The organism is Chitinophaga sp. Cy-1792 (assembly GCF_011752935.1).
In the GTDB taxonomy this organism is placed as follows: Bacteria; Bacteroidota; Bacteroidia; order Chitinophagales; family Chitinophagaceae; genus Chitinophaga.
In genome coordinates this window covers 85,565-112,436 of the sequence record NZ_VWWO01000002.1, presented here as the reverse complement: position 1 = coordinate 112,436, position 26,872 = coordinate 85,565, and the positions used below count along the sequence as shown (strand labels likewise).

General features: G+C 45.5%; 26 protein-coding genes. 4 read left to right on the top strand and 22 right to left on the bottom strand.

Annotated elements, in window-relative coordinates:
- Positions 1 to 10: 10 nt before the first annotated feature.
- From F3J22_RS14765 to F3J22_RS14685, 17 genes are all read right to left on the bottom strand, one after another.
- Complete coding sequence (locus F3J22_RS14765) at positions 11 to 3,484, bottom strand: hypothetical protein (protein WP_167018677.1); 3,474 nt, start codon at positions 3,482 to 3,484, stop codon at positions 11 to 13.
- Between the two features lie 21 nt (positions 3,485 to 3,505).
- The gene (locus tag F3J22_RS14760) at positions 3,506 to 5,590 is read right to left on the bottom strand and encodes a hypothetical protein (protein ID WP_167018675.1); all 2,085 of its coding nucleotides are present in this window, start codon (positions 5,588 to 5,590) and stop codon (positions 3,506 to 3,508) included.
- Positions 5,591 to 5,594: 4 nt separating this feature from the next.
- Positions 5,595 to 5,915 carry a hypothetical protein gene (locus tag F3J22_RS14755; protein WP_167018673.1) on the bottom strand — a complete coding sequence of 107 codons (321 nt, stop codon included), beginning with the start codon at positions 5,913 to 5,915 and terminating at the stop codon, positions 5,595 to 5,597.
- The gene (locus F3J22_RS14750; RefSeq protein WP_167018671.1) at positions 5,915 to 6,298 is read right to left on the bottom strand and encodes a hypothetical protein; all 384 of its coding nucleotides are present in this window, start codon (positions 6,296 to 6,298) and stop codon (positions 5,915 to 5,917) included. Before F3J22_RS14750 ends, F3J22_RS14755 begins: the two co-directional genes overlap by 1 nt.
- Before the next feature lie 53 nt (positions 6,299 to 6,351).
- Positions 6,352 to 6,852 carry a hypothetical protein gene (locus F3J22_RS14745; RefSeq protein ID WP_167018669.1) on the bottom strand — a complete coding sequence of 167 codons (501 nt, stop codon included), beginning with the start codon at positions 6,850 to 6,852 and terminating at the stop codon, positions 6,352 to 6,354.
- Between the two features lie 49 nt (positions 6,853 to 6,901).
- Complete coding sequence (locus tag F3J22_RS14740) at positions 6,902 to 8,539, bottom strand: hypothetical protein (RefSeq protein WP_167018667.1); 1,638 nt, start codon at positions 8,537 to 8,539, stop codon at positions 6,902 to 6,904.
- A 79-nt stretch (positions 8,540 to 8,618) separates the two neighbouring features.
- Positions 8,619 to 9,230 (bottom strand): hypothetical protein, encoded by a 612-nt coding sequence (locus F3J22_RS14735; RefSeq protein ID WP_167018665.1) that lies wholly within the window; start codon positions 9,228 to 9,230, stop codon positions 8,619 to 8,621.
- 267 nt (positions 9,231 to 9,497) lie between these two features.
- Positions 9,498 to 9,785 carry a hypothetical protein gene (locus tag F3J22_RS14730; protein ID WP_167018663.1) on the bottom strand — a complete coding sequence of 96 codons (288 nt, stop codon included), beginning with the start codon at positions 9,783 to 9,785 and terminating at the stop codon, positions 9,498 to 9,500.
- Positions 9,785 to 10,363 (bottom strand): N-acetylmuramidase family protein, encoded by a 579-nt coding sequence (locus tag F3J22_RS14725; protein ID WP_167018661.1) that lies wholly within the window; start codon positions 10,361 to 10,363, stop codon positions 9,785 to 9,787. The genes F3J22_RS14730 and F3J22_RS14725 overlap by 1 nt, the downstream gene beginning before the upstream one ends.
- Positions 10,360 to 10,842: a hypothetical protein gene (locus F3J22_RS14720; RefSeq protein ID WP_167018659.1), complete on the bottom strand. Its 483-nt coding sequence runs from the start codon at positions 10,840 to 10,842 to the stop codon at positions 10,360 to 10,362. Before F3J22_RS14720 ends, F3J22_RS14725 begins: the two co-directional genes overlap by 4 nt.
- A 3-nt stretch (positions 10,843 to 10,845) precedes the next feature.
- The gene (locus F3J22_RS14715) at positions 10,846 to 11,076 is read right to left on the bottom strand and encodes a hypothetical protein (RefSeq protein ID WP_167018657.1); all 231 of its coding nucleotides are present in this window, start codon (positions 11,074 to 11,076) and stop codon (positions 10,846 to 10,848) included.
- On the bottom strand, positions 11,073 to 11,390 hold the full coding sequence (locus F3J22_RS14710) for a hypothetical protein (protein WP_167018655.1): 318 nt from the start codon (positions 11,388 to 11,390) through the stop codon (positions 11,073 to 11,075). Before F3J22_RS14710 ends, F3J22_RS14715 begins: the two co-directional genes overlap by 4 nt.
- A 69-nt stretch (positions 11,391 to 11,459) precedes the next feature.
- Positions 11,460 to 11,666, bottom strand: a complete 207-nt coding sequence (locus tag F3J22_RS14705) for a hypothetical protein (RefSeq protein WP_167018653.1) — start codon at positions 11,664 to 11,666, stop codon at positions 11,460 to 11,462.
- Between the two features lie 27 nt (positions 11,667 to 11,693).
- The gene (locus tag F3J22_RS14700) at positions 11,694 to 11,906 is read right to left on the bottom strand and encodes a hypothetical protein (protein WP_167018651.1); all 213 of its coding nucleotides are present in this window, start codon (positions 11,904 to 11,906) and stop codon (positions 11,694 to 11,696) included.
- Between the two features lies 1 nt (position 11,907).
- Positions 11,908 to 12,414, bottom strand: coding sequence for a hypothetical protein (locus F3J22_RS14695; protein WP_167018649.1), 507 nt, complete (start codon positions 12,412 to 12,414; stop codon positions 11,908 to 11,910).
- A gap of 44 nt (positions 12,415 to 12,458) precedes the next feature.
- Complete coding sequence (locus F3J22_RS14690) at positions 12,459 to 12,743, bottom strand: hypothetical protein (RefSeq protein ID WP_167018647.1); 285 nt, start codon at positions 12,741 to 12,743, stop codon at positions 12,459 to 12,461.
- Positions 12,744 to 13,345: 602 nt separating this feature from the next.
- Positions 13,346 to 13,912 (bottom strand): Crp/Fnr family transcriptional regulator, encoded by a 567-nt coding sequence (locus F3J22_RS14685; protein WP_167018645.1) that lies wholly within the window; start codon positions 13,910 to 13,912, stop codon positions 13,346 to 13,348.
- 44 nt (positions 13,913 to 13,956) lie between these two features.
- Here F3J22_RS14685 and F3J22_RS14680 point away from each other — a divergent pair, with 44 nt between their 5' ends.
- Entirely contained in the window at positions 13,957 to 14,691 is a 735-nt protein-coding gene (locus tag F3J22_RS14680; protein ID WP_240155106.1) for an HAD family hydrolase, read from the top strand.
- A gap of 55 nt (positions 14,692 to 14,746) precedes the next feature.
- Here F3J22_RS14680 and F3J22_RS14675 read toward each other — a convergent pair whose 3' ends face one another.
- Entirely contained in the window at positions 14,747 to 15,607 is an 861-nt protein-coding gene (locus F3J22_RS14675; RefSeq protein ID WP_167018643.1) for a fumarylacetoacetate hydrolase family protein, read from the bottom strand.
- A complete protein-coding gene (gene mqo / locus F3J22_RS14670) occupies positions 15,608 to 17,119 on the bottom strand; it encodes a malate dehydrogenase (quinone) (protein WP_167018641.1) in 1,512 nt (503 codons plus the stop codon). It abuts the gene before it with no gap.
- Between the two features lie 96 nt (positions 17,120 to 17,215).
- Here mqo and F3J22_RS14665 point away from each other — a divergent pair, with 96 nt between their 5' ends.
- Positions 17,216 to 17,851, top strand: a complete 636-nt coding sequence (locus tag F3J22_RS14665; RefSeq protein ID WP_167018639.1) for a hypothetical protein — start codon at positions 17,216 to 17,218, stop codon at positions 17,849 to 17,851.
- Positions 17,852 to 17,969: 118 nt separating this feature from the next.
- Here the strand turns inward: F3J22_RS14665 and F3J22_RS14660 are convergent, their stop codons facing one another.
- Positions 17,970 to 23,030, bottom strand: a complete 5,061-nt coding sequence (locus F3J22_RS14660; RefSeq protein ID WP_167018637.1) for a DUF4132 domain-containing protein — start codon at positions 23,028 to 23,030, stop codon at positions 17,970 to 17,972.
- A 27-nt stretch (positions 23,031 to 23,057) separates the two neighbouring features.
- The gene (locus F3J22_RS14655) at positions 23,058 to 23,483 is read right to left on the bottom strand and encodes a hypothetical protein (RefSeq protein ID WP_167018635.1); all 426 of its coding nucleotides are present in this window, start codon (positions 23,481 to 23,483) and stop codon (positions 23,058 to 23,060) included.
- 216 nt (positions 23,484 to 23,699) lie between these two features.
- Here F3J22_RS14655 and F3J22_RS14650 point away from each other — a divergent pair, with 216 nt between their 5' ends.
- Together F3J22_RS14650 and F3J22_RS14645 are read left to right on the top strand one after the other, a co-directional pair.
- Positions 23,700 to 24,251: a 2OG-Fe(II) oxygenase gene (locus tag F3J22_RS14650; RefSeq protein WP_167018633.1), complete on the top strand. Its 552-nt coding sequence runs from the start codon at positions 23,700 to 23,702 to the stop codon at positions 24,249 to 24,251.
- Between the two features lie 27 nt (positions 24,252 to 24,278).
- Complete coding sequence (locus F3J22_RS14645; RefSeq protein WP_167018632.1) at positions 24,279 to 25,283, top strand: phosphotransferase enzyme family protein; 1,005 nt, start codon at positions 24,279 to 24,281, stop codon at positions 25,281 to 25,283.
- Here the strand turns inward: F3J22_RS14645 and F3J22_RS14640 are convergent, their stop codons facing one another.
- Positions 25,284 to 26,774, bottom strand: a complete 1,491-nt coding sequence (locus F3J22_RS14640; RefSeq protein ID WP_167018630.1) for a PLP-dependent aminotransferase family protein — start codon at positions 26,772 to 26,774, stop codon at positions 25,284 to 25,286.
- Between the last annotated feature and the right edge of the window lie 98 nt (positions 26,775 to 26,872).

The window sequence follows — 26,872 nt, the reverse complement described above, 5'->3', positions numbered from 1 at the left end:
AAGAAAATATTTATTGTTTTTTGATCCGTTTGGCAGTTACTTCAAATGGAGTAGCGTCATCGTCGCCTACCACCCGCATATCAGCACTATTTAGCGTCTGGTACAGCGGATTCATCTGGAGCCGGTTCAGGAAATAGTTAAATACCGGTTTATTTACTTTGAAGTATTTAAACACATCTTCAATATTGGAAACATTCTTTTCTACCGGTGCGGATTGTTCTGTGTTGAGCACCTCTTTAGGCGGATCGGAGCGTTTAGGTGTTTCACCTTTAGCCAATGCTGCCAGTACAGTATCCTTGATCTGAAAATGCACCGGGTCATAGTATGGCGTACCACTACTGCTTGCGAAGTTCCCATATCCTCTGCCATCAGTCCATTGCATTCCAACCCTGTCACCTGCCTGTACTACCTTCGATGCACGCCATGCACTCAGCGACGAGCTCTTAGAGATCACTGCCCTCGTTATTTTATGACGGAGAGAGATATCCAGTGCGGCACTTTTCTCATGCCTGCTGGTACCCGGGCGGGCGTTCTTCTTGTTCTTATTGTGTAACCTGACCTGATCCTCATATGTTCTCGGACCTGCATCTGGAATGATGATCACCCAGTAATCTGTAGTGTTATTTATTTCACGAATGAAATCACGGATGATCGGCCATTGTTTTTCCGGATACCGCTCCAGCACACCAGGGCTGATTTCGTTACGACTATCCAATTCTCCTCTTCGTCCTGTACGACCTGATGTGGATGTAGTTTCTTTTTTTACATCATTTTCCGCTGTAGTTTTCGCAGTAGCGGCTGGAGCAGGCTTGTTTGTGTCTGCAACAGGCTCCGTTGCTTTATTTCCTCTTAATTCAGCATATTTTTTTTCAGAGATGGTTTCAATGATGTTGAAATAAGAAACATATGTATTTCCGGAATCTGCTGCGCCGGGGATATCCTCTGCGGGTAATCCGTAAATCAACTGCTCCACCATTCCTCGACTTACCTGTATGGACGTAGTGGCATCTACACCGGTATCAGTTACTACCAGGTTATGTTGTACACCTTCAACGAAAAATATTTCGCCAGTAGGCTCAAATCTAATAAAGTTGCCCGCTTTTATTCTCCTGTCGCGCAGGATCGTGATAGTCCCCTGCCTCGTAAAAGGTAGGTAGGCAGTGGATTCGATCATATGTTTGAGATCGAATACAGCTTGCGACTCTATCACATTCATATCCGTTTCGGAACCTCCATTGAAGAAGGTAGCAGGCAGGTAATTATGTGTAAGTTGCATAGCGCGGGAACCGAAGTACTCTGCATATTCTTTAAAATACAGCGCAGGGATCATAGACATAGCCATGGCATTAGAACGTCCGAACGGGCTGGACCTCGGAATCAACTGGTACCAGGACACTGCTTCAGCATCTGAGAATTCGAGTGACTCTGCCAGCACCTGTGTTGTTTCAATAGTTACGACCACCGGTTTCCTGAACGTGGTAGTAGTCGATTCACCATCTGCTCCGCCTTTTGTTTTCTCCGTTCTGCTGCTGCCTTTCAGCGCGCTTAAAATAGACTTACGGTCAAATGGCGGCTTCCGCAGCATGATGTAAAACATGTCACCATAGGTATCCATTTGAAACTCTAAAAAAGGATGCTGGCATACCTTTCTAAAGAAATTGATCAAACTTCCGGATGCGGTTGACAGTGAGCTGTCAATCAAAATACGGTTGCGGATGCCATCATCTGTAACGAGCTTTACGATTTGCCAGATTCCTCTGGCTGCTGTTTCTATCACCTCGGGCTTATATGCCGGCTGACTGCTTTCCAAATCTATATAGGCATCTACCTCTGGCATCCAGACATCGGCGTAGAACGATTTCATGGTGGGATCCTCGTGGTTAATGAAAGCATATACATCCGTAACCAGATAGGAAGGTAACCTGTCTTCCGGCACTTCCTCATTTCCACCACCTTTCTTCACGTAGATGTTTTTTTTCCATCCCGTGGTTTTATTACCAGTTACTTTACGTACCTTCTTTTCCCGGATATGCTTGAAATAGCGTACTACTTCCGAAAATGCTTCCTCTAACTTTTTAGTTTCGACACCAGGATCATCATATGCCAGTCCCTGTTGCCTGCGGATACTTTTAAAACGATCGATTACTATCTTTTTATGCACATTCAGCTTCCCTCTCAGCTGTTCATTGAAGTCAACATTTGCAGGCACCGGGTTAAACCTTGTATTCAACCTTTCACCTTTTTCTTTATATGCACTAAACAGGTCATCAGGAACGATCTTAATCGTTGAGAGTTGCTGAATAATGAACTGGATAATGTTTTCCGGCGTCCTGAAATGGTAAGTTCCAAGTAATGGCAATGCTTGTTTGCTATTTACCCTGGCCATCAACGGATCATCGTTGGCGGCTGTTCCAGGCATTGCCTGTTTCCCGTTTGCAAATTCGTTGGGGAAGAAGTAGGTGCCGTCATCATAGATCAACTTAGAAAGGTCGCGTCCTGTTACATCAATACTCACATCGTTGTTGCCTCCATTTATGCTGATATTCGTTTTATCCACCAGGCCGATCATATCATAGATACGGCCGGGAAGATTTTTTTTACTGATGATGTCAGCCATTTGATCCTTTTCACGTTGGTCCTTCTCCATTTCCAGGGTTTCCAGGCGGATGAAAACAACATCGTTAGGGGTGATAATGTTATTGAAGAGGAAAGTACTTCTGGTCAAAGCCCGGGAACCATCACTACCCACTGCTCCGTTTACTTTGAACATATTTGAATTGGCAAAGAACTGCTGCTGACCGTTATTACCTGACAGGTCGAAGTCTTTGCGGTCCGCTGTTCGCAGCACCCAGGCATTATTCACCATTTCACAGCGTATAGGCGCCAGCGATAGCTGAAAGCGTCCACCACCAGACCTGGTTACACTGGTGGATAGGCGGATGATATAAGGCGTGAGGTCAAATATTTTCCCATTCTTTGTTTCTGAATCAAAATCAGACAAAGCTTTCGTCCAGATCCAGACAGTAGCGCCAGGATACCGTTGCATCGCTTGCCCAAGCCAATTCATATTATCCACAGTATCCAGGTCTACAGCCCTTTTGTAACCGTCGTCTGATTCCAGTTCCGCCAGTTTATCAGCTTTAAACATGGTGATATCATTGCTGACAATTTCGATACCTTCTGTCATTAAAGCACATCTGTCTATTTTAGCGACTTCCACTGCTACCTTGGTATATGGCAGAAGTATCAGCTCTTCAAACCTCTTATTATCTACCTTTTCCTGTTCCTTTTTACGGTCCTCATCCAGCAGATGAGCGGCAATAATAGCCGATGTGTTGCTGACTCCCTGGTCATTTAAAACTTTACCAAACGCTTCAATATCGTTACGATAGGCCGCAGCGGGCGACTCTGGCGCTTTCACAAAATCACCCAGGGTTTTTAATGCGGGATTTGTGTGTGTTATGATATAAATTCTGTCGTTCATATCTAAAATTTAGTCGTCATCCTACAACATCACATGGTTGGAATACCATTGCAGAGAATTCTGGAATGCTTTACCAGTCAATGATTTCTCATTGGATTTTGCCGGTGTTTTATTGAACGATATTTCACCGTTATCCAGCTTAATGGTAGCTCCTTCAAATACGGTTGTGATGGCAGCAGCAATCTGGGCAGCGGTGGCATTTGGATCCAGCACCTTCTTTTCTTCGGCGATACCTTTCAGCTTTTCATCCCTGCTTTCTGCCGTTTCCCGATTCATCTGGGTGGTATTACCCCTGGCAAGATTGTCAATCTTATTACTATTGATAAATTTGTCCAGGTACTCATTATTGGTAGCTCCTTTAAAGGCATCAGTGTTGTTGTACAATTCTTCTGCAGCCGCCAGTGGCATGTTAGGGAAAGCCTCTGCGACAAAGGCCTTGCCATAATCATCATTCCCCATTTTATGGGACATCTTCAGCATGGCATTCATGTATTCGATACCGTGGTCGCCACCGAGGCCCTGCTCTTTCATCTTCATCAACTCGAACATGCCTGCATTAGGTGCGATACTTCGCAGGGCAGCAAAAGACATCGTGTCCATTACTTCCGAGCCTGGGTGCGACAAACCTTCCTGTACCGCCATCGCATTGCTCATTCCACGGGGATCTGTCATGCTGAACATACCACCCACTGCCTGAAACCGGCCCATAATATCAGCGGTTCTTCCGGTAGGCATATACAGCTGGTTTTCCAGAAATGCCTTTTGCAACGTAGTATGTTTGCCGATGAGATCTGCTAGTCCGGTGTAATCATTGGACTTAAGCATGCCTGATTTCACACTTTTATCTGCGAACCTGCTCACAAAGCCTGTCAGGGAGTTATAGCCGTCCTTATTGGTACCTTGCAGTGATACTACCTCTGTCAGTTTATCCATCGGAAGGGAGTAGGCCTTGTTGAGACTTACGGCTTCTCTGGTATACCTGTTCGAGTCGGCCATGCTGCTGTTCTTGGCCATTTCGCCTTTTATCTGGGCTACTTCTTTACGGCTAATACCATACTGGTTGAGGGTAGGTATTTCAATGTTGCCGGCGCCACCTGTAAGTCCGTTCAGATAATTAATCTGCTCCTGAAACTCTTGCTGCGCAATGGCTTTTTTCTGATCTTGTTCTCCGACGGCACCTCCCAATGATTTACCAATCTGGTATCCTGCCATACCACCGATTACCGGGTTACCCGCAAAGAACCCTATTGCTGCACCAGCCACTGCACCTACGCCTCCCCAGATATTTTCCGAATTATATTTGATTTTCTGGAAACTATTCTCAGCGTTGCTATAGTTAGTATACTGCTCCGCCGCCATTGATGCGAGACCGGTATAGGTATCAGGATTGTTTTTCGCAGCAAGAAATGAAAGCCTTGCTGCCGCATTTCGAGGAGACCTGCCAGGGTTACTGATCAGGTGCTGGGCCAATTCAGCTTTATCGTACCGGTATCCATCCAGATCCGGACCGTCTCCTCCTCCGCCGCCACTACCACCGGCGCCAGAAATGCTACCGCCCAGATTTTTCACTTCCTCTTTCACCGCTTCAATAGCGGCTACGATAGAAGTTGAACTGGAGGACATCTGGTTAATCTGCAATTGTGAGGCATTTCTGATGGCATCTGTAGTATCGTTTACTGCACGTGTCAGTTCATCAAATTGCTCAGAACCCTGGCGTCCTGCATCCAGGCCCATGTTTTGCCGGCTGGTGGAATAACTCCAGTCTACCCGACCTACACCTGAGAGGGATAAAGGGTTAGATACATTTGCGGAGAACACATTTTTTGCACGTATGCGCTGCAAATCCAGTTCTGCCTGTCGTTGATCCCGGTAAAAATCATTCCGGCGGCGAGCCATAGTGATTTCGAGATTGCTCAGTTTAGTGAGAGTGTTCAACTGGTCGTTGAGCAGTTTCAGCTGGTCTTGTGCGATTCTGTTCTGCACTTTTCCATCATCCTGTAACTTCCTGTTGGTGTCTGTTGCCTGTTTCTGCAACTTTACGAGATAGGCTGTCAGGTCTGTTCCACCATTACTAATCGTAACTTGAATACTGTTTTCTCCAGCCATAAGATTAATATTGAATAGTGTTTAAATCGATATTGGACAGGTCAACGAAAAGTTTATTTTCCTGTTCAGGATCCTTGCGTTCTTTTATCCAGATACCTTCTTTCAATTCTTTTTCATTCTCTTTCTGGTTCAAATAGAATTCCCGTGATTCCTCAAAGGCCAGCTCTTCCAGGTATTCGACCAGGATATTGATCTGGCACAGCTCACGATGAGCGGCCGTGCCAAATCCTACCTGGTATTTTTTCCTGAACCATTTGTCCAATGGGAAACGATTATTCCATTTTACAGCATATGACTTCAAGTTATCCAATGCCGGGCGTTTCATTATGGTTGTTTGTCATTGGGATTTGCAAGCAGCTGATCCCATTCTTCAAACCAGGGTACTATTTTAGCGATATATTCGCTGAGCACCATTTCCATTTTGTCACGGTCCAGGGCAAAGAGTGACTTCACCGTCAGATCTTCTTTGAGCTGTGGCAGCAACACATTAAGTGTGGCTACAGCATCGATGGTCACTGCGCTACGCAGAAAACCTGCGTCATAGCTGTACTTCAGCTTTTCATAATTGCCTCCGGAGAACTGTGCCTTTAAAACGTCAATATCAATTAATTGACCGGTGTTAGGATAGTTAATGGTATAATCGTTATTACCGATACGGACAGATACAGATCTGAGCGGCATTTTCTTTTCGTTTGTGCCTTCGTTCATTATGAAAAAGCGGTTAAATTGTGTACGATCTTATTAGGGTCAATGAATACTTATTATTGGATATAAGTAATCGGGGTCAGGTATTTGAATGACTGGTTATGTCCTGCGATAGCGGCTTCGCTGATGTTGAAGCTGTCGGATTCGATCAGACAGTTTTTCACGCTGGCGTATGGCTGTAACTTAGGTTTGATCACACCTTGTGCATCAATTACGTCAGAAACTTTTTTGAAGATGTCCAACTGAACACCATCTGTATCGAGGATCAGCTGATCTTCGAAGGAAGATCCGTCATTGAGTACCTGGGAACCGATACTTGGGAATGCTCTTTTGATTGCATTTTTGATTCCTGTTTTATCGAAGCGTACTTCCATAAATTCACAGGTGAGGGTACCTTCCCATTCGGTAACTGCCTGCTCCGATGCCATAATGGTACCGATACCTCTTACAGGTACCCTACGGATATTTTCGGTAGCGGTAACGTTACGCATTAAACCGATTACTTCTCCTTCACTCTTAATTAAAGCAATAGCTCCAGTAAAAACCTTTTCTGCCATTTAAAAAAATATAAAAAAATAGCGATCTTCAATCTTTAAAGGGGAAGAACTATGCTTCCAGGATCACACCGGTGATCACGATTTTATTCACTTCGAAGTTTGGTACGAACTCGTACTGCACGTAGTAGTTATCGCCGGAAACGGAGGCACTTACATTACCGAAACGAATGATCAGGTTATCTGTGAGTGCGTTGGCTGTTCTGCTTTGCAGGAAGCCTTCCAGCCAGGCTTTCAGGTCAGCTTCGGTAACGCTGTTACGGTTAGGACCAACGTTATCTTTACCGAAGAACTTACGTTTAGCATTCACCACAATCTCTTTGTTGAGTTGTGCAGTGATACGTTTCACGGCAATGCTTGGAGAGGTACCGTCTTCATTCACCAGGTACTCATTCTGCTGCAGGGTATTGATGCCCTGAAGAATTACATAGTCATCCAGTTCGTAATCGTAGTGGGTAACGAGCAGACCGCTATCGTTAGCCAGTTCCAGCTCTGCATTTTCCAGTTTGTGTACTTCACCGTTGATGGCTATACGTTTAAAGGTAGCAGGTGTCTGTGGCGCCAGACCGGCGATACGGCCCAGTACAGCAGCAGCTTTATACAGCTGGCTTACCAGTTTAAAACCGGTAGAAGTGGTCAGCTTTGCAGCGCCATGCACCAGGATAACGCGGTCACTGTTATAGTAATGAGCAGCAGCAATGCTGGCGTTTTCACCTGTATTGAATCCTGCTTTATCTGCCTGTGCAGCAGCTACCATAAAGCGTTCGTATTTGGATTCACCACTGGTGATGAAGTCGAGCAGTTTCTGGTTATTGGCATGTTTCACTTCGTCTGCATAGCGGGTGCTGAAGAAGAAGGAGAAGTCTTTCGTATTCAGGGCACTCAGTGCTGCGTCAAAAGCTGCCGGAGTATACGTTTCCGTAGCGCCGGTTGCCAGTACATAATCCGGGTAGGTTGCCAGGTCGGCTGCAACGATAGCACCGGTGGTAGTTACCGCTGAATCTTTCAGGCGGAAGCCGGTTTTAAAAGCGTTGCTGGCATTCATCCAGGTTACCAGTTCAGTGATGCTGGCTACTTCAGGAGAAGAAACGATTTGTGCGGCCCTGGTGTCTGCGGCAGCGATACCATCGAATGGTAAGTTATTCAGGGTATCAGTACCTTTGAAAGCACCGTGATAAAAAGACACTACAAATTTGTTCTTATCGGAAACACCTGCGCTGAGTTTAGCGGCATAACCACTTACCAGTTTACCAGCTGCCAGCGTACCGTTGGCATTCAGGCCTTCATCCAGGGTTACGATTTCCAGGCTACCATTAGCCAGTTGCAGTTTGATATTTGCAGGTGCCGTTTCCCTTGCATGGATCAGAAACACCTTACTGACACCGTTGATAGGCTCAGCAGAAGATCTGGCAGGTTTGAACAGCGGTAAAGCCAGGTTCCACAGCTCACCACCTTTCACGAAATCACGCATGGCCTGCAGGGAAGAAAATTCGTAGATACTGTCGGCGCCCTGCTGTGCAGTACCCAGCACACCTGTTCCAGCGCCAAAACCAGCCCCGATACCATCATCAATAATCACAATGTTGCCATAAGATAAATTACTTGGAGGGTTAACAATGCCTGACTTGGTAATTGCATATACGCCTGGTAACGACGTCAGCTTTCCGTTAATGTTTACTTTTGTTGCCATTAAAAATTCTAATCAATAATGATAGCAATCTTTACTAAAGATGTTGTGAAGCGATCTTTTATGTGGAAATAATCCTGCTTTATTGCAGCCCCGCAGGAATGGAAGGAGCGCTGTAGTTATACTCAAAGTTTAACAGGATACTCCTGTTAGATATGGCGGGTAATAACGCCTCATAACGCGCACTGCTTCCTCCTCCTATCGTTAGCTGCTCCAGCCCCGATAAATGCAGATGTAATTGTATTGACAATAGCATTCCGGTGACAGCGGCATACAACATTGCCACTTCTGCAGGATTATCGGATAGTATCGTCAGCGACATCGTCGCCTTTTTACGCCTGGTGAAATAAGTCGACTCACCGTCTCCCAATACCAGATCGTCCGCGGTAACAAACCCCTGGCCCAATGCCAGCCATTCATTCGTAGTAGCAGGTTCCTCACTTTCTGTAGAGATGATCATCACAGGACCAGCCGTATGTTGTGCATCATAACCATAAGCCATCAACAACTTCCGGCCCCCGGCCTCTTCTACCAGTAATTGCTTCGCCTGCTGATAAAAATTATATCCATCCAGCGCCATCCCATTCAGCAACACCGCCAGGTAATCCGTGCTACTGCTTTTTATATGAGACAATGCCTTACCAATACTTTCCTTCACCAATGCTTCAGGAAAAATATTCAATGATTCCGCCATAAAAAATACAATTGAAAACTAATCCCCGGTGCTAACAAAACCCTGTAGTTTTAATGGTTAAACAAACAAATAACAAGGATAATATTTCATCTGAAAAAATTCACTTCTGTAATAAAAAAAATGAAAGTTGCATCTCTTGAAACGTGCTACAGGAAAGTATTTAAAGGGATTAAATTATTTGGTTAACTAACAATCTTTTGATAAGTCAAAGATAGAAATTACGAAGAAGAAAAACAAACATTTTCATTAAAAATTTTCAACTTTTTTTTACATCATCGTAGTTGCTGAACGCAGATACTGTACCACAGGCACATCATTAATATCTGCAAAGATTTTCAGGTGCAGTCCATGAATTTCTGCAAAATAAATAAACTCATTTAATGTGTAAGGAACACCCTTACTCCAGCAGTAAAACAGCTGCTGATCAAGGTAAGAAATAATCCCGTTAATGGCAGACAGATAGAACTGTTCATCCTTATTCACAGGATCTTTCAGGGTAGTAGCCATCGTCACGTAGATCTTTCTTTCTACATCGGTAAATGTCAGCTGATGCATTAACTCTTATTTTTAATTTGTAAATAATACGTTTGCATTTTAGTATCATATGCATTCAACGCATACGAAGGACCATTGTATTTTTTAGCAAACGTGGTGAAATCTTTTTGCTGTAATGCCACATGCAGTTTATTTGATTGTATAAACTTTACAAAACCCTGTAGCTGCGCATCTTCTCCGGTATTGAATGCGACTACCATATCCGCCACTGTATTAAATCCCGCCGCTTCATGGTTGAATCCCATTATCTGAAACATACCGTAACTGGCACTTTTCATAGCCGCCTCTTCATTTATCTGCCTGGCACGATTTAACTTATCCCATTGTACATTATAAGATCCATGGTCCTGCTTATACTGTGCATACAATACGTCCTTGTAAGTAGCCGCATATCGCTCCGGATTAATTTTCTTTATCAACAGCTGCTGCCAGAAAATATGCGGTTCAAACAGGACTTTCAATTTTCCCGAACTATCAAATCCGGCGCCTGCTGATTCTATTTTGGCAACTGCTTTAATGACGGCCACTTCACAACCAATGGTAGCAGCGGCCTGCCCGAATGCTGTTTCGCTAATCATAATTTTTTTAGTTTATTGAAGATCATCCAAATCAAAGCCAATGCAATCAATAAGCCCCACCACCACTTTCTAATGCCATCGGATACACGCTTTTGTTCGATAGTTTGCTGCTGTTGCTGATGGCTACCTGTACTATCTGTTTGCGTCACGGTCCGGGAAATAATCACCGGCACCTGGCGGGGATCTGTATATATTTTTGCCTGCAGCTGCTTTGTCCTGGTATTAAAAACAGCATGCAAATGGAGGCCATTCTCCTCTACCTTTCGCTCTACCAGTGAATCGCTGCAGGAATCACCACCAAGATCCAGGATGGCACTCATACTGTCACCTTTTATTTCCACCAGTGTATCCAGTTTTGTGGAAGTTGTAGTGGTATGAACAGCTGCCCAGGAAGCAGTACTTTGCGTCTGCTGCACGGACCTCGTCACTTTTGAACACGCTGCCAATGCTATCGGCAGCAATAACAACCCGTATTTCATAGGTTAGGATTTAGCATGTTGATCGATGAGCATCGTGATTTCTGCATACTGTACAGCAGCCTGTTGCAACTGGTTAATCGCAGTATCCAGTTGTTGAAAATTCTGATTACGCTTCGTCACAATCATGCTGTCGATAGGCCGGAAGACTTCCGGCGTAATATCCTCCGGCATGGAGGCCGAAGGGGAAGCACTCATGGTGATCATCACCAGTACTACTACAATTATTGGCTTCATTTATTGGTGTCTTGTTTTATTTGTTCTTCTATCTTTTTACGGATAGCTGTCACTTTCTTCAGCTCCATGGCTGCTTTCAGGCGCAGACTGTCAATCTCACGATCTTTTTCATCCAGTTTTTGCTGTGTCTGTTGCTGCAGGGTTACCGCAAAAGCCGCAAACTTTTCATTACACCGGATCGTTTGAATTTCATTGTGTACTCCCCAGGAAAACAGTGCGATGATCGCTGCTATACATCCCATAAATGCGCCTATAACGAAATCTTTTCTCAGGCTTTTGTCGAGTGTGTCATAAATACTTTTTTTGATACTCATTGAATTGTTTTAAAAGGATACCATTCTTTTTCATGCATGACTACTGCCCACCTGCCGGTCAGCAGGCGGTCATATCATGGCACAACGCTCAAAGCGGGTCCAGTCAATAATATGACCGCCTCCTGCATGTAGAAAAAACGGGCGTTCTTCCTGAATGATAACCAGCAGGTTTTCATAGGATACAGGCAGTTGCATGTCACTTGTGATCATATCGGCCAGTTCTTCATCTGTGGACCATTGATCATCTGCGAGTACATCTGCAATCTGCTGTTTCATTTTCAAGGTTAGGGACATTTGTTTATCTTATTGCGCAGCCACAAGTATAAATCCATACTGTTCTTCATAGTCGTTATACTCATGCCTTCCATCCAGGGAAATCGTTCCTGATGCCTCTGTTTCAATCTTTATTTTACCCTGCCACACCCGCCCGTCAAAAGAAGTAAACCTGGTGATCACATCCAGTATTTCCTCATTGTACAAAGGAGTGTTGGTCACTATCACATCTGGCTGTTGCATCCTATAATTTACTTTCCGGTGTTGCTTTCTCTGTCAATGTTCGCGACTGAAATTCATAAAAGCGCTTTTTATCGATCGTATAAACCACCGTACTTCCTTTATGCACCGCTGCAAAACGCCCGGCATCAAATGCCCGTAGCAGCGATAATTTCAGGAGTTCCAGCCCTTGCGTATATGCATAGGTATAGGCTGTCTGCCTGTGCGGAAAAATCTCCTCCGGCTTATCATCCGGTACATACAAAAGTGTTCGGTTTACTTTTACCAGGCCTGCATGCAGACTATCCTTTGCCGTAACGGGAATATAAAATGGAGCACGTATCACCAATGTTTCTATGTGCAATTGCTGTTCCTGCAATTGTTGTTTTGCTGTAAATACCGGCACCATTCTTTCTTCTGCCGGATGTTGCACCCGGCTGCTGATATTGGCAATAATGTTTTCCCATATCTCATCAAAGTGCGCGCGCTGCCTGCCAGACAGGCTATGGCCTATCGGATGTATCTTCTTCATAAAAAGCGGATTAAATGGTGAATAAATTTTGAGGAAGCAAACAGCTATCCGGGCACGCCATACAGTACCGGCTGATTAATACCAGCACGGACCTGCTGCGTTATCACGCCTATTCTTAACAGTTGCTTTAATTGTGTAGTACCCCACACTGCCGCTACGTCGTACCTGATGCCGAAGTCGAGTCCCACCGTCACCGGGTGTACAAACGTTCCTTTACGGTTAATTAAATATTGGTAAATCCGGTACAGTACTTCCGGTACGTTATTATTGAGGATGGTATAAGCAATAGCAGCCCCTTCTTCCCTGCGGGAAATCACATCTGCTTTCATTAAAAACGGTTATTTAAGTATAGACAAACAATGTCCGGCATGTCCGTTCAGAAAGGACATGGCACTTCCATAGCATATACTCTTTGCAGGGTATAGCACAGGTAGTTGCTCACCGGAGCAAACCAGATTAATATAGGAATTTACTTGTCAACAGTCATGACACGATCTGTAAAACAATCTGCGATCTACAATACTTGAAAGTCCAGATAAGTGGGGTAATCTGAGAAAAGATGTTTCGGATAGCAATCTGCATTTTACAACGCGAATTATAGAGTACAACATCACAAATTTAAATTAAAAACAGGTTCACACAAAATTATCCGGCACGAAAAAACAACATTTTTTTGCATGGTTATTCAACTATCGTTGGTTGTTTTTCAGTGGGTAACAATACAAAGTAAGCAATTCGCTACGCATTGTATTTGCGTAATGAATAAAAATCTGTCGTAGAATTTATGTAGAAAAGAATAGTTGTGAAAGCAAATAAATGACCGGCTGCATCTCCCCTATGAGATTGCGTTTTACACGCTTTTAGCCGCCTGCTGCATTCCTGAGTCAGCTTCTCTAATATGTTCAATTTCATCCTTTTGTAAAGACCACAATTATTGTTGCAGGTTTTTCAGCGCACGGTTCAAACTTCGTATAGTCACGCCCAGGTAAGCAGCCATATTTTCCTTGGAGATTTTCAGCTGCTGCTGTTCCTGTACCTGTAGCAGGTTCTTCAGAGCATGTTCCAGCGTATAGAGCTGTTGGGAAGATATACGGGTACAGGTATTGTACAAACGATCCGCCAATTCACTGATTACCATATTTTTAAATTCCTGCTCCTGCTGCAGCAGCTCTCTGAACAGCTGCACGGAAACAACATATGCAGCAACAGCTGTAATGGCTTCTACACTGCATAAATAACGGGCATCGCGGATAACTTCCAGTTCTCCCATTATCTGGCCTATACCCAGAAATTCAAAAATATAATCTTTGCCATTATCTTCACTGATATAGCACTTGGTAATGCCGCTTTTCAGGATAAAGACATTTCGTGGCTGCTCCTGTTGCAGCAGCAGGAATTCACCCGGCGTATATGTTTTCAGGGAGATATGGCCGCCTTTTGCCTGCTGTTCGTATAATTTCTCTATAAACAGCAAAAAAAATTCATTTGTTCTTAACATAAAAGTTCAACTTCGGGACAAATGTCCTTTTAAATTTCAGTAGCATGTCGGAATTTTGTAGTAATTGCTACAACAGCAAAGATACTATGAGAGATAAAATAAAAACCATCGCCTTTGATGCGGACGATACGCTCTGGGTGAACGAGCCATACTTCAGGGAAACAGAGGTAAAATTCTGTGAGCTGCTATCCTCCTACCTCCCGGCCGATCAGGTAACAAAAATCCTGTTCGAAACAGAAATTAAGAACCTCAAACTGTATGGCTATGGCATAAAGGGATTTATGCTGAGTATGATCGAAACATTACACCACATCACCAAAGGAAATCACCCGGCAGACCTGATTCCCGAAATTATCCGTATGGGCCAGGAACAGCTGCAAAAGCCCGTTGAGATCCTGGATGGCGTACCAACCGTTCTGGAACAGCTGAGTGGTAAATACCGCCTCGTAGTGGCCACCAAGGGTGATCTCCTGGACCAGCAGCGAAAGTTGAAAACATCAGGCCTGGAGCAATATTTTCAGCATGTGGAAATCATGAGCGACAAAAAAGCGAATGACTATTCCAAACTGCTGAAACAACTGAACTGTGCACCGGGCAACTTCCTGATGCTGGGCAACTCAGTAAAATCGGATGTTTTGCCGGTATTGGAGCTGGAAGGATATGCCTCACACATTCCTTTCCACACCACCTGGATGCATGAAGTTCATGAAACGGAGCCGGTACATCCACATTTCCTGAAGCTGAATACTATCAGTGAAATCCTGGGACACCTGGATTAGCGACGTATTATACAAAACAAACAGAGCCGGTCGCTGACCGGCTCTTATCACTGTTTTATTTTCGTTTTCCGTATTCGTACAGCACCTGCCGGGCAGTACCAAGGCCATCGATGCCGTATTCTATCACATCGCCGGGCGCCAGGAACCGTTGTGGCAAATGCCCGATCCCACTACCCGCAGGAGATCCTGTTGAGATAATATCTCCCGGGAATAATCCAAAAAACTCACTGGTATAAGCTGTCAGGTGAGGCACATCACAAATCAGATCAGCAGTATTGCCATGCTGCATGATTTCCCCGTTCAACTTCAGCCATACGCGCAGGTTTCCCGGGTCCGGGATTTCATCTTTGGTAACAAAATAAGGCCCCAGCGGCGCAAAAGTATTACATCCTTTGCCTTTATCCCAGGTACCTCCCCGCTTCTTCATATAGGCACGTTCACTCACATCGTTATGTAAAATATAACCGGCCACAAAATCCATCGCCTGATGAAGCTCCACATTGGTACCGGTTTTCCCGATCACGATGCCCAGTTCCGTTTCCCAGTCCGTTTCCAGGCTATCTTTAGGAATGGTGATACCATCATAAGGGCCATTCAATGCGCTCATGGCTTTCAGAAAGAGTATCGGCTCGGCTTCAGGAATAAAACCCGTTTCGCGGATATGGTCTTTATAGTTCAGGCCTACGCAGACAATTTTTCCGGGATTGGCCAGCGGCACTCCGATTCGTGCATCGGCGGGAATCGGCCGCAGCTTGTTCTTTTCTTTTTCCAGGAAAGATGCCAGACGTGTTAGTCCGCCATTACCCAGGAAATCATTGGTATAATCCTCCCCCAATGCTGATGTATCATATGCTGCTTCGTTAATCAGGACTCCGGTCTTTTCTTCTCCGGGATTACCATACCGTAATAATTTCATCTAGTTCTTTTTAAGTTCAGGCTGTTTCCATTCCAGCTTTAATGATTTGCTGGTCCAAGTCCTGATTTTATAAATAAGTGCTGCGTTACCTTCCAGCGGACTGCCATAACTCGGGATCATTTCATGCAGCTGCTCCATCCATTCGCCACGTAATTCGTTCGGGAAGCAGGTTTCCAGCAGGTTAAGCATGATAGGCACTGCGGTGCTGGCTCCTGGTGAAGCCCCCAGCAATCCGGCTATAGTAGCGTCTTTGCTGGTGACTACCTCTGTACCAAAGCGTAGCTCACCGCCTTTTTCAGGATCGTTATAGATGACCTGTACCCTCTGTCCGGCCTGACGTAACTCCCAGTCTTTTTTATCAGCATTCGGGAAGAATACTTTCAGGGCTTCTATTCTATCGTCGAAAGATAAACTTAATTGTTCTACCAGGTATTTTTCCAATTCAAAATTCTGCATACCGACTTTAAGCATAGGCAGGATATTCCAGTATTTGATGGATTCGAAGAGGTCCCAGAAGGAGCCTTCTTTTAGGAATTTTGTGGAAAAAGACGCAAAAGGCCCGAAAAGTATCGCTTTCTGTCCGTCAATGATGCGGGTATCGAGGTGAGGAACACTCATGGGCGGGGCGCCTACGGATGCCTGACCGTATACTTTTGCATGGTGGCGGTTCACGATGTCGGGGTTGCGGCATACCAGCCATTCACCGCCAACAGGGAAGCCGCCGAACTTCCTGGCTTCGGGGATGCCGGACTCCTGGAGGAGTTCAAGGGCACCGCCGCCGGCGCCGATAAACACGAAATCGGCTGTCACATTAATTTTATTCCTGCTTTGCTGGTTTTTAATGCGTAGCTGCCATTTACCGTCTGTCAGCTGCTTTAGGTCTGTCACCTCATGCTCGAGGTGTAGTTTGAAATCGGGGTGTTCCTGTAATTGTTTTACCAGCGTCCTCGTGAGGGTGCCGTAATTAACGTCGGTACCGAGTTCTATGTAGGTAGCTGCTGCTTTCTCGCTCATATCGCGGCCTTCCATGACCAGGGGTATCCAGGCTTTCAGCTGCTCAGGATCTTCGGAGTATTGCATACCCTGGTAAAGCATATATTGCTGCAATGCTTCAAACCGTTTGCGCAGGTATTCAACGTCCTTTTCGCCATGTACGAAGCTCATATGCGGCACACTGCGAATAAAAGTGGAAGGGTCTTTAATGAATCCATTATCAGCGAGGTAAGCCCATAGCTGTTTTGTTAGTTCGAACTGTTCGTTAATGTGGATCGCCTTGCTGGTATCGATGGTACCATCTTCCAGCTCGGGGGTATAGTTCAGTTCACACAAGGCGCTGTGGCCGGTGCCGGCATTATTCCATGCATCGGAGCTTTCGGCTGCTACTCGATTTAGACGCTCGTAAATATGAATAGATGCATGTGGCCTCAGGTGGCGCAATAAGGTGGCCAGTGTTGCACTCATAATTCCCGCTCCAATCATCAAAACATCTACATGGGTTGATTCCTTCTGCATAATGTACCAAATTTGATCGTTATGACTATATAAATGAACTTAACTAATGAAATGTTTATTAATTTACGGAATTGATTTTAATTTAAAACCCCTTTCATGCGTAAGCTATTCCTATCTATTTCTATGATTACAGCGATGACGGCCTGTAATCACCAGGCCACCAAATCGGAATCTACTGATACTACATCCATCACCAAAAGCGATACAGCAGCTGCTACAGTGGCAATAAGCCCTGAAATGCTGATCGTTCCGGGTAAGCAGATTGGCATAACTGTCATCCGTGCCAATGCAGACTCACTCATAAAAATAATGGGAAAACCTGACTTTACAGATGGTGCCATGGGTACTTATTTTTATACCTGGTATAAACACCACGACACCAGTAGCTACCAGGCAAGTATGTACTCCCGCCGCAATATGGGCGGTGCTGACGAAAGAATCACACATGTAAATTCAGTATATATTTCAAGCCCGTCTTTCAAAACAACGGAAGGATTAGGAGCCGGCACTCCGCTGGCAGACCTGCAGGGACATTTTACATTGCAACGTGGAGGCGTATATTCAAATGGAAAGGATAGTCTTATCATGTATGATGATATCCCCCATGGAATCAGCTTTGAAGTGAAGAAAGGCGATGTCTGCAATGGTGTATTGGTATATGCTCCCAATGATACCACTGCTGCCAAACGCCCGATACATATAGACAAAGATGATTGGGATTATAGACCATAAAAGTCACCTGTAATTATTTACCCAACAAAAACGGATGCCGCTGGCATCCGTTTTTGTTGGGAGTTTCTTTTTATTCTCCCGCACCTGCGGTGCGGGAGAATAAAAAGAAACAAAAAAGTTAATTGGCAGACACAGTATCAATCTGTCGTAATACTGTAGGATCCTGTATTTCCTTATCTCTTGCCAGTAACAGCACCTTGGAAATCAGTTCGGCTGATTTCGGATCATCATCTGCAAATGGCAGGAACAATCGGCCTCTGTGCTGGGAATGTACCGGCAGTATAGACAGGTAATTGCCTGGCAACTGGAACACCACCGCACTGCCCAGATGTATGGAATACTCTCCGTAGTGGCCTTTAATCAGCGCATGGTTACCTTTCACGGAAACGTTGTTCAGCTTAAACAGCCTGGCCGATTCCTGTAATAACACAGCCCTCATTTCAATGGAAGAATGGCTGGCCTCCGGATCTACACCGCCTACATGCGCTACACTCACCACCAGGTCAAGATCACGCATTACCTCACTGAAAATATGTACCGGTATATCCTTGAAGGCAACGCTCTTATAGGATTTCAGGTCATGGAACTCGATCGTTTCCAGCGTAGGACTCTCTACTTCAGCAGGAGTAAACCAGTTCGCCTGTGCATAGATCTTCGCTACGAAACCATTCTTATGAAATACTTTCTGCAAGCCTTCTTCATAATCCACTTTCCATCCTCTGCCCTTCAGCAATGCTACTGTTTGTGCCGGCTGTACCTGGTGTCCTGCATAACGCCTCGAAATAGTGACTTCTTTCAGCTCTTCTTCCAACGGCAAATAAAGCTCTCTGAATACCTGTTTGAAAGGCTGCTGCAGCTGATGCTTAAAGCAATAATGCTGGTAATCGCTCCACTGGCCCAGCTGATGAAGGTCTGAACAATGCGCGATACGCACCTCATCTTTATCCTGTAGCGCATATTCCTTTCCTGCCGGATCGGTCAGTTTACCCTGACTATAAAAACCAGCACCATGATCGGTGATAAATACCAGTTTTTCCAGGTGCTTAGTAATAACCGGATGTCCGAACAGGTTCTTCAATTCTTCGCCCAGGAAGGCATCAGCCTTTACCATCGCATCTTCCAGCGCTTTTTTGGAGCGACGGAACTGTTCTCTCAGCACTTTGCGGTACTCCTGCAATTCCAGGACCTTCGTATCTTTTTTATATTTCGGAGGAATGCTAGCGAGTTTTTTATCTCCCTTAAATGCGACTACATCCGCCATACCTTCTTCGTCTATCACGAGGCCGATCAGGGTATCATCGTATTTGACCTGTGTGTTGGCAGCCAGGATATCCTGTACCTGTTTCGTTTCCATTGCCCATGAAAGTCGCTGTGGATCAGCATATCCGGCATTACGTGCCAGGTTTTCCATCGCGATGCGGTAAGCGAGGTTTTCGCTGGCCTGTTTCTGTGCGCCCCACTGTTTCGTTTCCTTATGGAACTGTTGCAGGTAAGCATAACGCGCCAGTACATCCTTTGCAGGATTAGCTTTTGCCAATGGTATCAGACCATAGATACGCAGGTAATCCTGGTCCCTTTTATCTTTAACTTTAGCACTAACTTCTTTGATCTTCAGGTCGCCGGTAATAACATCTGCATATAACCTCGCTCTCCGATGTGCATTACCATCGCTGATATATTTTGCAGCATCGTAAACGATGGCCCAACGGGCTTTCCCAATTTCCTTGTAAGCCTTGATGAACCAGTCTTTATCTACTGCCCCATCTTTAAAATCCTGCAGGTCTACTGCTGAATAACGGGCGATTTCACTTTCTGCTTCTGCGTTCTGTTCCTGGTAACCGGAGGTTTTCGTATGTGCGTGCATCCACCAGATAGCCGCATCCAGCCCTTTCCATTGAAGGCTGCTGCTCACAAACTTCTGCCACTGTGGCGCATATACGGAGGCTTCTATCAGTCGCTGTTCCGGTGCCTGCAAGGTTTTCATGCCGGCATCAAAAATGGCCTGTGTATCGGATTCAGCAGGGAAACAACGTTTCAGCAGGGTACTGAACAGCTGTACCTTACTCATCAACGTATCAGCATAAGAATAGATGTAACCACGGTTCAGGTTGGATTTGCCCAGTCCTGCCAGCAGTTGAAAGAACCTGTTCATACCAGGAATGTAAAACATTGCCTGTACATAAACGGTTACCGGCGTAGCAGAGTCACCTCTCTTCAATTCCGCATCCAGGAAGGTTTCACGGATACGGTTGTACATTGGCTCCAGGAACGCAAAACGTTCTATGATGCCTTCATTCTTTTTATGGTTATGACGCGATTTCTTCCGCTTGTCGGACAGTAAACGTATATTCTCTACCGTTATAATACCATCATACATTTCATCATCTGAAATTATTCCCTGCTCATAGGCATGACAGAAAATACTTAATGGTGGCTTAGATGGAACGATATTCTGTGGCAAACCATTGTATTGTCGCCAGCGGAACAGTTGCCATGCTACTTTTGCCTGCGCTACTGTAAGACTTCCGATACTCAGGTTTTCCAATGGCAGGTTCAATGTGGGCAATGTCTGCCACCCGTCGCCATGGTAAGCACTTGACCAGTATTCGCGCTTATTCTGATAATTTAAAATCTCCGGGGTCAGGCTGTGATACAGTCTGGTACCCAATCCCAGCAGGTAATCATTTTTCTCTGCAAATGGATACCTGATTGCCAGCACATTGATCACCTTTACCACAGGATTCATATATGGATAGGCGTATTTGTTCAGCAAGGCCTTCGGCATCATTACATTTCTGCCGGGAAGCAGCTCTTTTACGGCCGTCCAGGTGGAATTAACAATACCTTGTTCTGTGCTGGAAATGCCGATCAGAAAGAGGTCTACCGGACTTAAACCTGACTGCTGGTACCATTCGTTCCATACTGCTGCCAGCGGATAGCTGTTAAACTGCTCTTCAACAGATTCAAAAGTATGATTATACCTGCCACTGGTAAAGTGGTTTGCGAGCAGGAACGTCTGTTTTGAGCCATCATATTGTTCTGCTTCGTACTCAAATTTTCCGTTGGCCTGAAACAATTCATGAAGGGATTCCAGCGCTTTATGCAGTACTTCAGGACTAACAGAAAGTCCATGTGGATGTACTTTTGAACGTTGTTCAAAATAGTTTTCGGGGTCAATTTCCGGCAGCGGCGTAGATGTCAGCACAGCAGGGTTGAAGATACCGAAGCCGTTTTCAGGAGAGATAGACAATATATCCCCTGTCGTCAATTGTTCCAGCAGAATTTCTTCTTTCTGGGAGATAGATTTTCTTTCCTGGAACGCAGCGACCCAGCCATTTACCTTATTGGCAAGCCTTTCTTTCTTACGCAGCTGCAAAGCGATGTCGAGGCCCGCCAGTCGCTGTTCTGCATCTCCCTGTAACAACTGTTCATTAACAGTTGCCACCTTTTCATCCTGCTGGTTTAAGATAAGATCAATGGAACGGCTCCTGTTGGAAGCGCTCTTACGCTTCAAAATATCCACGAAAGGCTCCATTTCTGCTACTTCCAGCTGCATATCCCCGAATACACGAAATGCTACATTCACGTTAAATTCACCACGGTCTTTGAGGATGCGGTAAGCATAATCGCGCTGGAAGGCTGTTACTTCAGCATTTTCTTTTTTCTTTTTCTCTTTCCAGTTATAATCGCTATGTATTGGCAGTACCACACGGGTCAGCTGTTCACGCACCTCGATATCCATCTCATCGAAATATGACATCATGATATCCAGTCTGTCCTGACGGCCATCGATCATATTGGCCATACACTGCAGTACATACTTGCGGGAATAGGTGATCGGCAGCCAGGAGAATACTTTTCCTTCAAAGTTCTTTTCTTTGGTATCGATGCGATCGAGAATAGCCCGGAGTTTATCAAATAGCTGCGGATAATATTGGTTATAGTGTGCTTTATGACTATTAAGCAGATGCAGAATACCCATCACTGCGGAACCCAGGACAGCCATGTCATTGCTATCCAGCGCCGCCTCGAAGAGCGGCATGTTCAGCATAAAATGTTTGGTTTCTCCCGCAAAGCGGAGCGCCAGGCATTTTTTCTCTGAAGTTCCTTTGTCCAGCAGCCGTTGCAGGTAAGGCAAGGTTTCCTGCACATCCAGGATTCCCTGCGCCCACAAAGCCATCCAGACATCGCCATTATTAATTTCTGCCACCCCGTCCACAATAGTTTCCGGTTTGGTGAGGTATTGAAATCCTTTCTCAAAGAAGGTTTTAACGGTACTTTCCTTTTCCGCCATCCATCCGAGTCCGGCCCAAACGTCCAGTGCACGCACCACGGAAGAGAAGCGGAACAGCTTTTCTTTGATGATAACGTTCATCATGTATTTCATGGCGCCCAGACTACATTCATCCAGTGCTTCCACGATAGTCTGCCGCAGGCCTTCCTGGCGTTGAGCCGCCAGCAACAGCTTTTCCACGAGCTGCCAGCAGCGTTCCTCATTGCTGATAAGCAGCGCATGTAGAATTTGTGTAGTAACTTTTCCTTCTGTCGATTTATTGAAAATGATATCTTCCATCGTCTGGAAAAGACTATCATCCCCCAGGTCCATAGCTGCAGACCAGATCCTGACCATATTCTGGCCGCCCATCATATGACTTTTCAGCACCTGCTCTTCCATACTGAGGTCATAGCAACAGATCTTGGAAAGACCATGGTAATCCTGAATAGAACACTGCGGAACCGCCTTCATCAGGAAATTTACCTGGTTAGGAAAATACAGTTCCCTGTTAGACGGGGCCCTGAAAGAACGACGATAGTAGCCACGCTGGTAGCTACTGTAGCGAAGTTGCTTCCAGGCATAAATTACGGCGGGGGTTAACGCTTCACCAAATATAAAATAAAGCAGCTGCTTAGGTTCTTCGGCATCCCATTCTTCGGTGCCGAGAAAATTCAGCAGGAATTCATAACGTTTATCACCGTACGAAACTTCTTCCAGGCCATAGCCACGTGAAGTTATCTTGTAATCCGGATGCTCGTTCAGTAACACGAGTCCGGCGGTGGCAGCATGCTGCGTTAACAGGTTATGGGAGGTGGTTCCATCAGCTACGCTTGTCAGCGTGGCAAGCATGTTTTTCATATAGTCAGGCTTCAGCCTGTCTTGCAACAATCCTTTTACATCCATGGTTAAAAATTTATTTGATCAGGACAACTACCAATAGCTGCCAGCCAGAAAAGTCAGTCGAATAAAAGTGATAACGGTAGCAGGTTCCAGGGATATGGTCTGTTCCAGGTCCTGCAATTCCTCTTCATCGGCAAAAACGGCAAACATACCGTCTTTAAAGGCAAGCAGCGCGGTTTCCTGCGCCTGTACCACATCGGCCTTTTGTTCATTGTAATTGACGCCAAAGCCAACCTTTCCGGAAAGTGCCTGTGTGGCAACTTCATCGGAGCTGAGAAAAGGCAGTATATGCTTGTCTGTGGGCCTGTTGTTATATGCCAGTACCTGTTGCTTAACTACTGCCATCAGCAGATCGCTGAGCGTCGGGTTAACGCCTATGTCATCGATCTCTATTTCCTGTCTGGCAATCAGTGCATGTTTCCGGCCTAACTGTTTTACATTTACTAATAGGTTCATTCATGAAAAGTTGGGTCTGGCAAAAATATAAAAAAACATAAGATGGCCATATTAACTTAATACCACCATCAGTAGCAATTTAACGTTACGAAGTTATATCGGGTGAGCATCTTCCCATATACCTGATATCAGGGATATTTTCGAAAATCTGCCGATGATGATTATTTTTTTGTTTCTTCGTATTGTAATTTGATTTGTAACCCAATAATTGAGCCAATGGAGCTACACCACTATTCCCCGGAGATCTTTACCATCAATAATTTTCTTTCTGCAGATGAATGTCAGCACCTGATAGACAAGAGTGAAGGCATAGGCTATGAAGCCGCTACCGTTAATGTGGGCGGCGGACAACAACGTCTCCTTACATCCGTACGCAATAATGAACGCGTCATGCTGAAAGATGATGGTTATGCCACCGAACTATGGCAGAAACTACAGTCCTTTGCGCCGGAAGGTAAATTAAACCGGCATGCCTGCGGCCTCAATGAACTATTCCGGTACTACAGGTATACGCCGGGCCAGCGCTTCAAAATGCACCTGGACGGCCCTTTCATCAGAAACACACAAGAAGCCAGTCAGTATACATTCCTCATCTACCTGAACGATGGCTATACCGGTGGTGAAACCGTTTTCCATACTGGCGAAGTAGTCAGGCCGGAAGCCGGAAGTGCTTTGGTATTTTACCATTCTTTGCGCCACGAAGGCGCCATACTCAGAAGTGGTACCAAGTATGTGCTGCGCAGCGATATTATGTACAAAGAAATATAGACCGGATTTAAATATTACTTTAGAAAGATGACCAGCATTTTCCCTACCCAGTACTCTACCCTGTCAGCGGTAGCACTCAACAATTATATTCAATCCAGGTATGGATTTCAGGGAACCACCTGCCGTATCCTGATGCGAAATGTCAGCGACACCTACGTTATTTCAAATGAAACGAATAAGTGGGTATTTAAGATTTACAGAGATGCTCACCGCAAGTACGAAGAGATCAGCGGTGAAGTAGAACTCCTGGAAAAGCTTCGTGCAGGCGGCGCCAGTGTATCCTACCCCGTTCGAGACCAGGACGGCGTGGCCCTGCAAAAATTCCAGGCGGCAGAAGGCATTCGATATGGTGTATTGTTTTCTTGGGCAAAAGGTGAAGTGTCTACTAACCTCAGCCACGGCCAATTGCAAACATTAGGACATGAGATGGCCAGGCTTCATAACATCAGCGCCGGTATTGACTTAGCGTTTCCACGGAAGCCATTCAACCTGCAAACTACTATCCATGAGCCGCTGGCAGTATTAAAACCAGCATTTGCCGGACTGGATGCGGAGTACAACTATTTATATGAAAAAGGCATAGAAATAGCTGCAGCACTGGAAAAAATAACATCCGGTCAAACTAATACCGGCTATATTCAATTTGACTTTCTGCCCAAAAACTTCCATTTCGATACAGATGACAATGTTACCTTCTTCGACTTTGACTTTGCAGGAAAAGGCTGGATAGCCAATGATCTCATGAGCTTTCTTGTGTGTGGCTTCTTCGATGTAATGAACAACAGGTCAACAATAGCGGAAGCCAGAGAATCATTCGCCAAATTTATGACGGCATATAAGGAAGTCAGGCCCATAAATGACGAGGAAATAGCTGCGTTACCTTTGCTGGGCTATGGTTTCTGGCTATTTTATCTGCAATTTGCCTATGACAACTTTGATGACTGGTCCAATAGCTTCTTCACCAGCAGGTACCTCGCAGCACGTACCGGGCATATCAAAAGCTGGCTGGAACTGGCGCCACAACTGATATAGTTAATGTAATTGCTGCTGCACACCGGCTTTCAGGATAGCCACAGCGGCGGCGGCCTCCTTAGGTGTAAGATGCCCGAAACCCAGTCTCATAGCGGATAAATCGCGATGCTGATACAACAGGGTTTTAGGTATGAAGAGATTATTTTTTGCACATTCTTTACTGAGTTGCATCAGATTGACCGGCTGTTTCCAGCGGGTCCATACGGCGAGGCCGCCGGCAGGCTTTTTAAATGCGATATACTCATCCAGCTGGTCACTCAACAGCTCCGTGAAATGGTCGCGGCGCTCCTGGTATACTTTCAGTGATTTTTTCAGGTAGCGGTGTATCTCCCCTTCTTCGATCATTTCTCCCAACACCTGCTCCATCAGCACATCTCCCTGACGGTCTATTATTCCCAGGTGCTTGCGCATCTCTGTCATCAGGTCTTCCGGGGCCACGATAAAGCCTGTACGAAAACCTGGTGCCAGCGACTTCCCGAACGCACCTATATAGATCACCATACCGTTTTTGTCGGCGCTGGCCAGCGGCAGCACCGGACTTTTATCATAGTGGAAATCATAATCGTAATCATCTTCCAGGATAACAAAGCCGAATTCTGCGGCCAGGCTCAATAACTCCAGGCGTCGGGCAGCACTGAGCGTTACCGTTGTAGGATAATGGTGGTGTGGTGTGATATAGAGCATACGAATGGTATGCTGCTCGCAGATTTTGCGCACTGCCGTCACATCAATTCCATCCTCATCAATAGGTACCGGCATGATGCGCGCCCCTGATTTCTGGAAAATCATGTTTACGGAGAAATAACTCAAAGAGCCCACCAGCACTATATCTCCAGCAGATAATAAAATCTCCGAGGTAATATATACGCTCATTTCCGTGCTTCTGGTGATGAGGATATTATCATTGGAGATATGTAGTCCGCGGGTAAGATTGAGGTAGTTGGAGAGATGTCTTTTAAAAAACTCGCTGCCGTCGTGGTTATAGTAGCCCAGCTTTTTATGGTTGCTTTTCCTTTTCAGGTTGGCGCTATAGAGGCTCGACAGGTGGTCTACCTGTGTCAGGCGGATATCCGGGGTACCGTCGTTGAAAACGTATTCGCAGGAAGAGTGTTCGAAAGGGTTGTCCAGCAGGCTGGATTTGCGGAAGGCGAAGCCGGTGGTTTTAGGGTAGGCATCCAGCTGTAAAGGTGCTGCTGTCCTGATTTTATGCGGTCTGGCAGCAGATTTTGCCAGTACAAAGGTACCGGTATTGGGTCTTGTTTCCACCCATCCCTGGGCGTCCAGCTCTTCGAAAACTGCTACGATCGTGTTGCGGTGAACGCTCAATAACTCGCTGAAGCTGCGGGTACCGGGTAGTTTGGCGCCTGTAGGCAGGTAGCCCCGCTGGATCGCATTGATCAGCTGATTCGCGATCTGGAGGTATACCGGCGTCGCCGACGACCGGTCTATCTGTACAAAGCTCTTATATGGAACCGCTGCCGGACTACTCATTTTGCTGGATTTAGGCGTTTGTTTTTAACAGACCGGCAAGATAATAAATAAACCGGACTAGCTACAATATAAAATCCGGCCCATACCAACCATCCGGC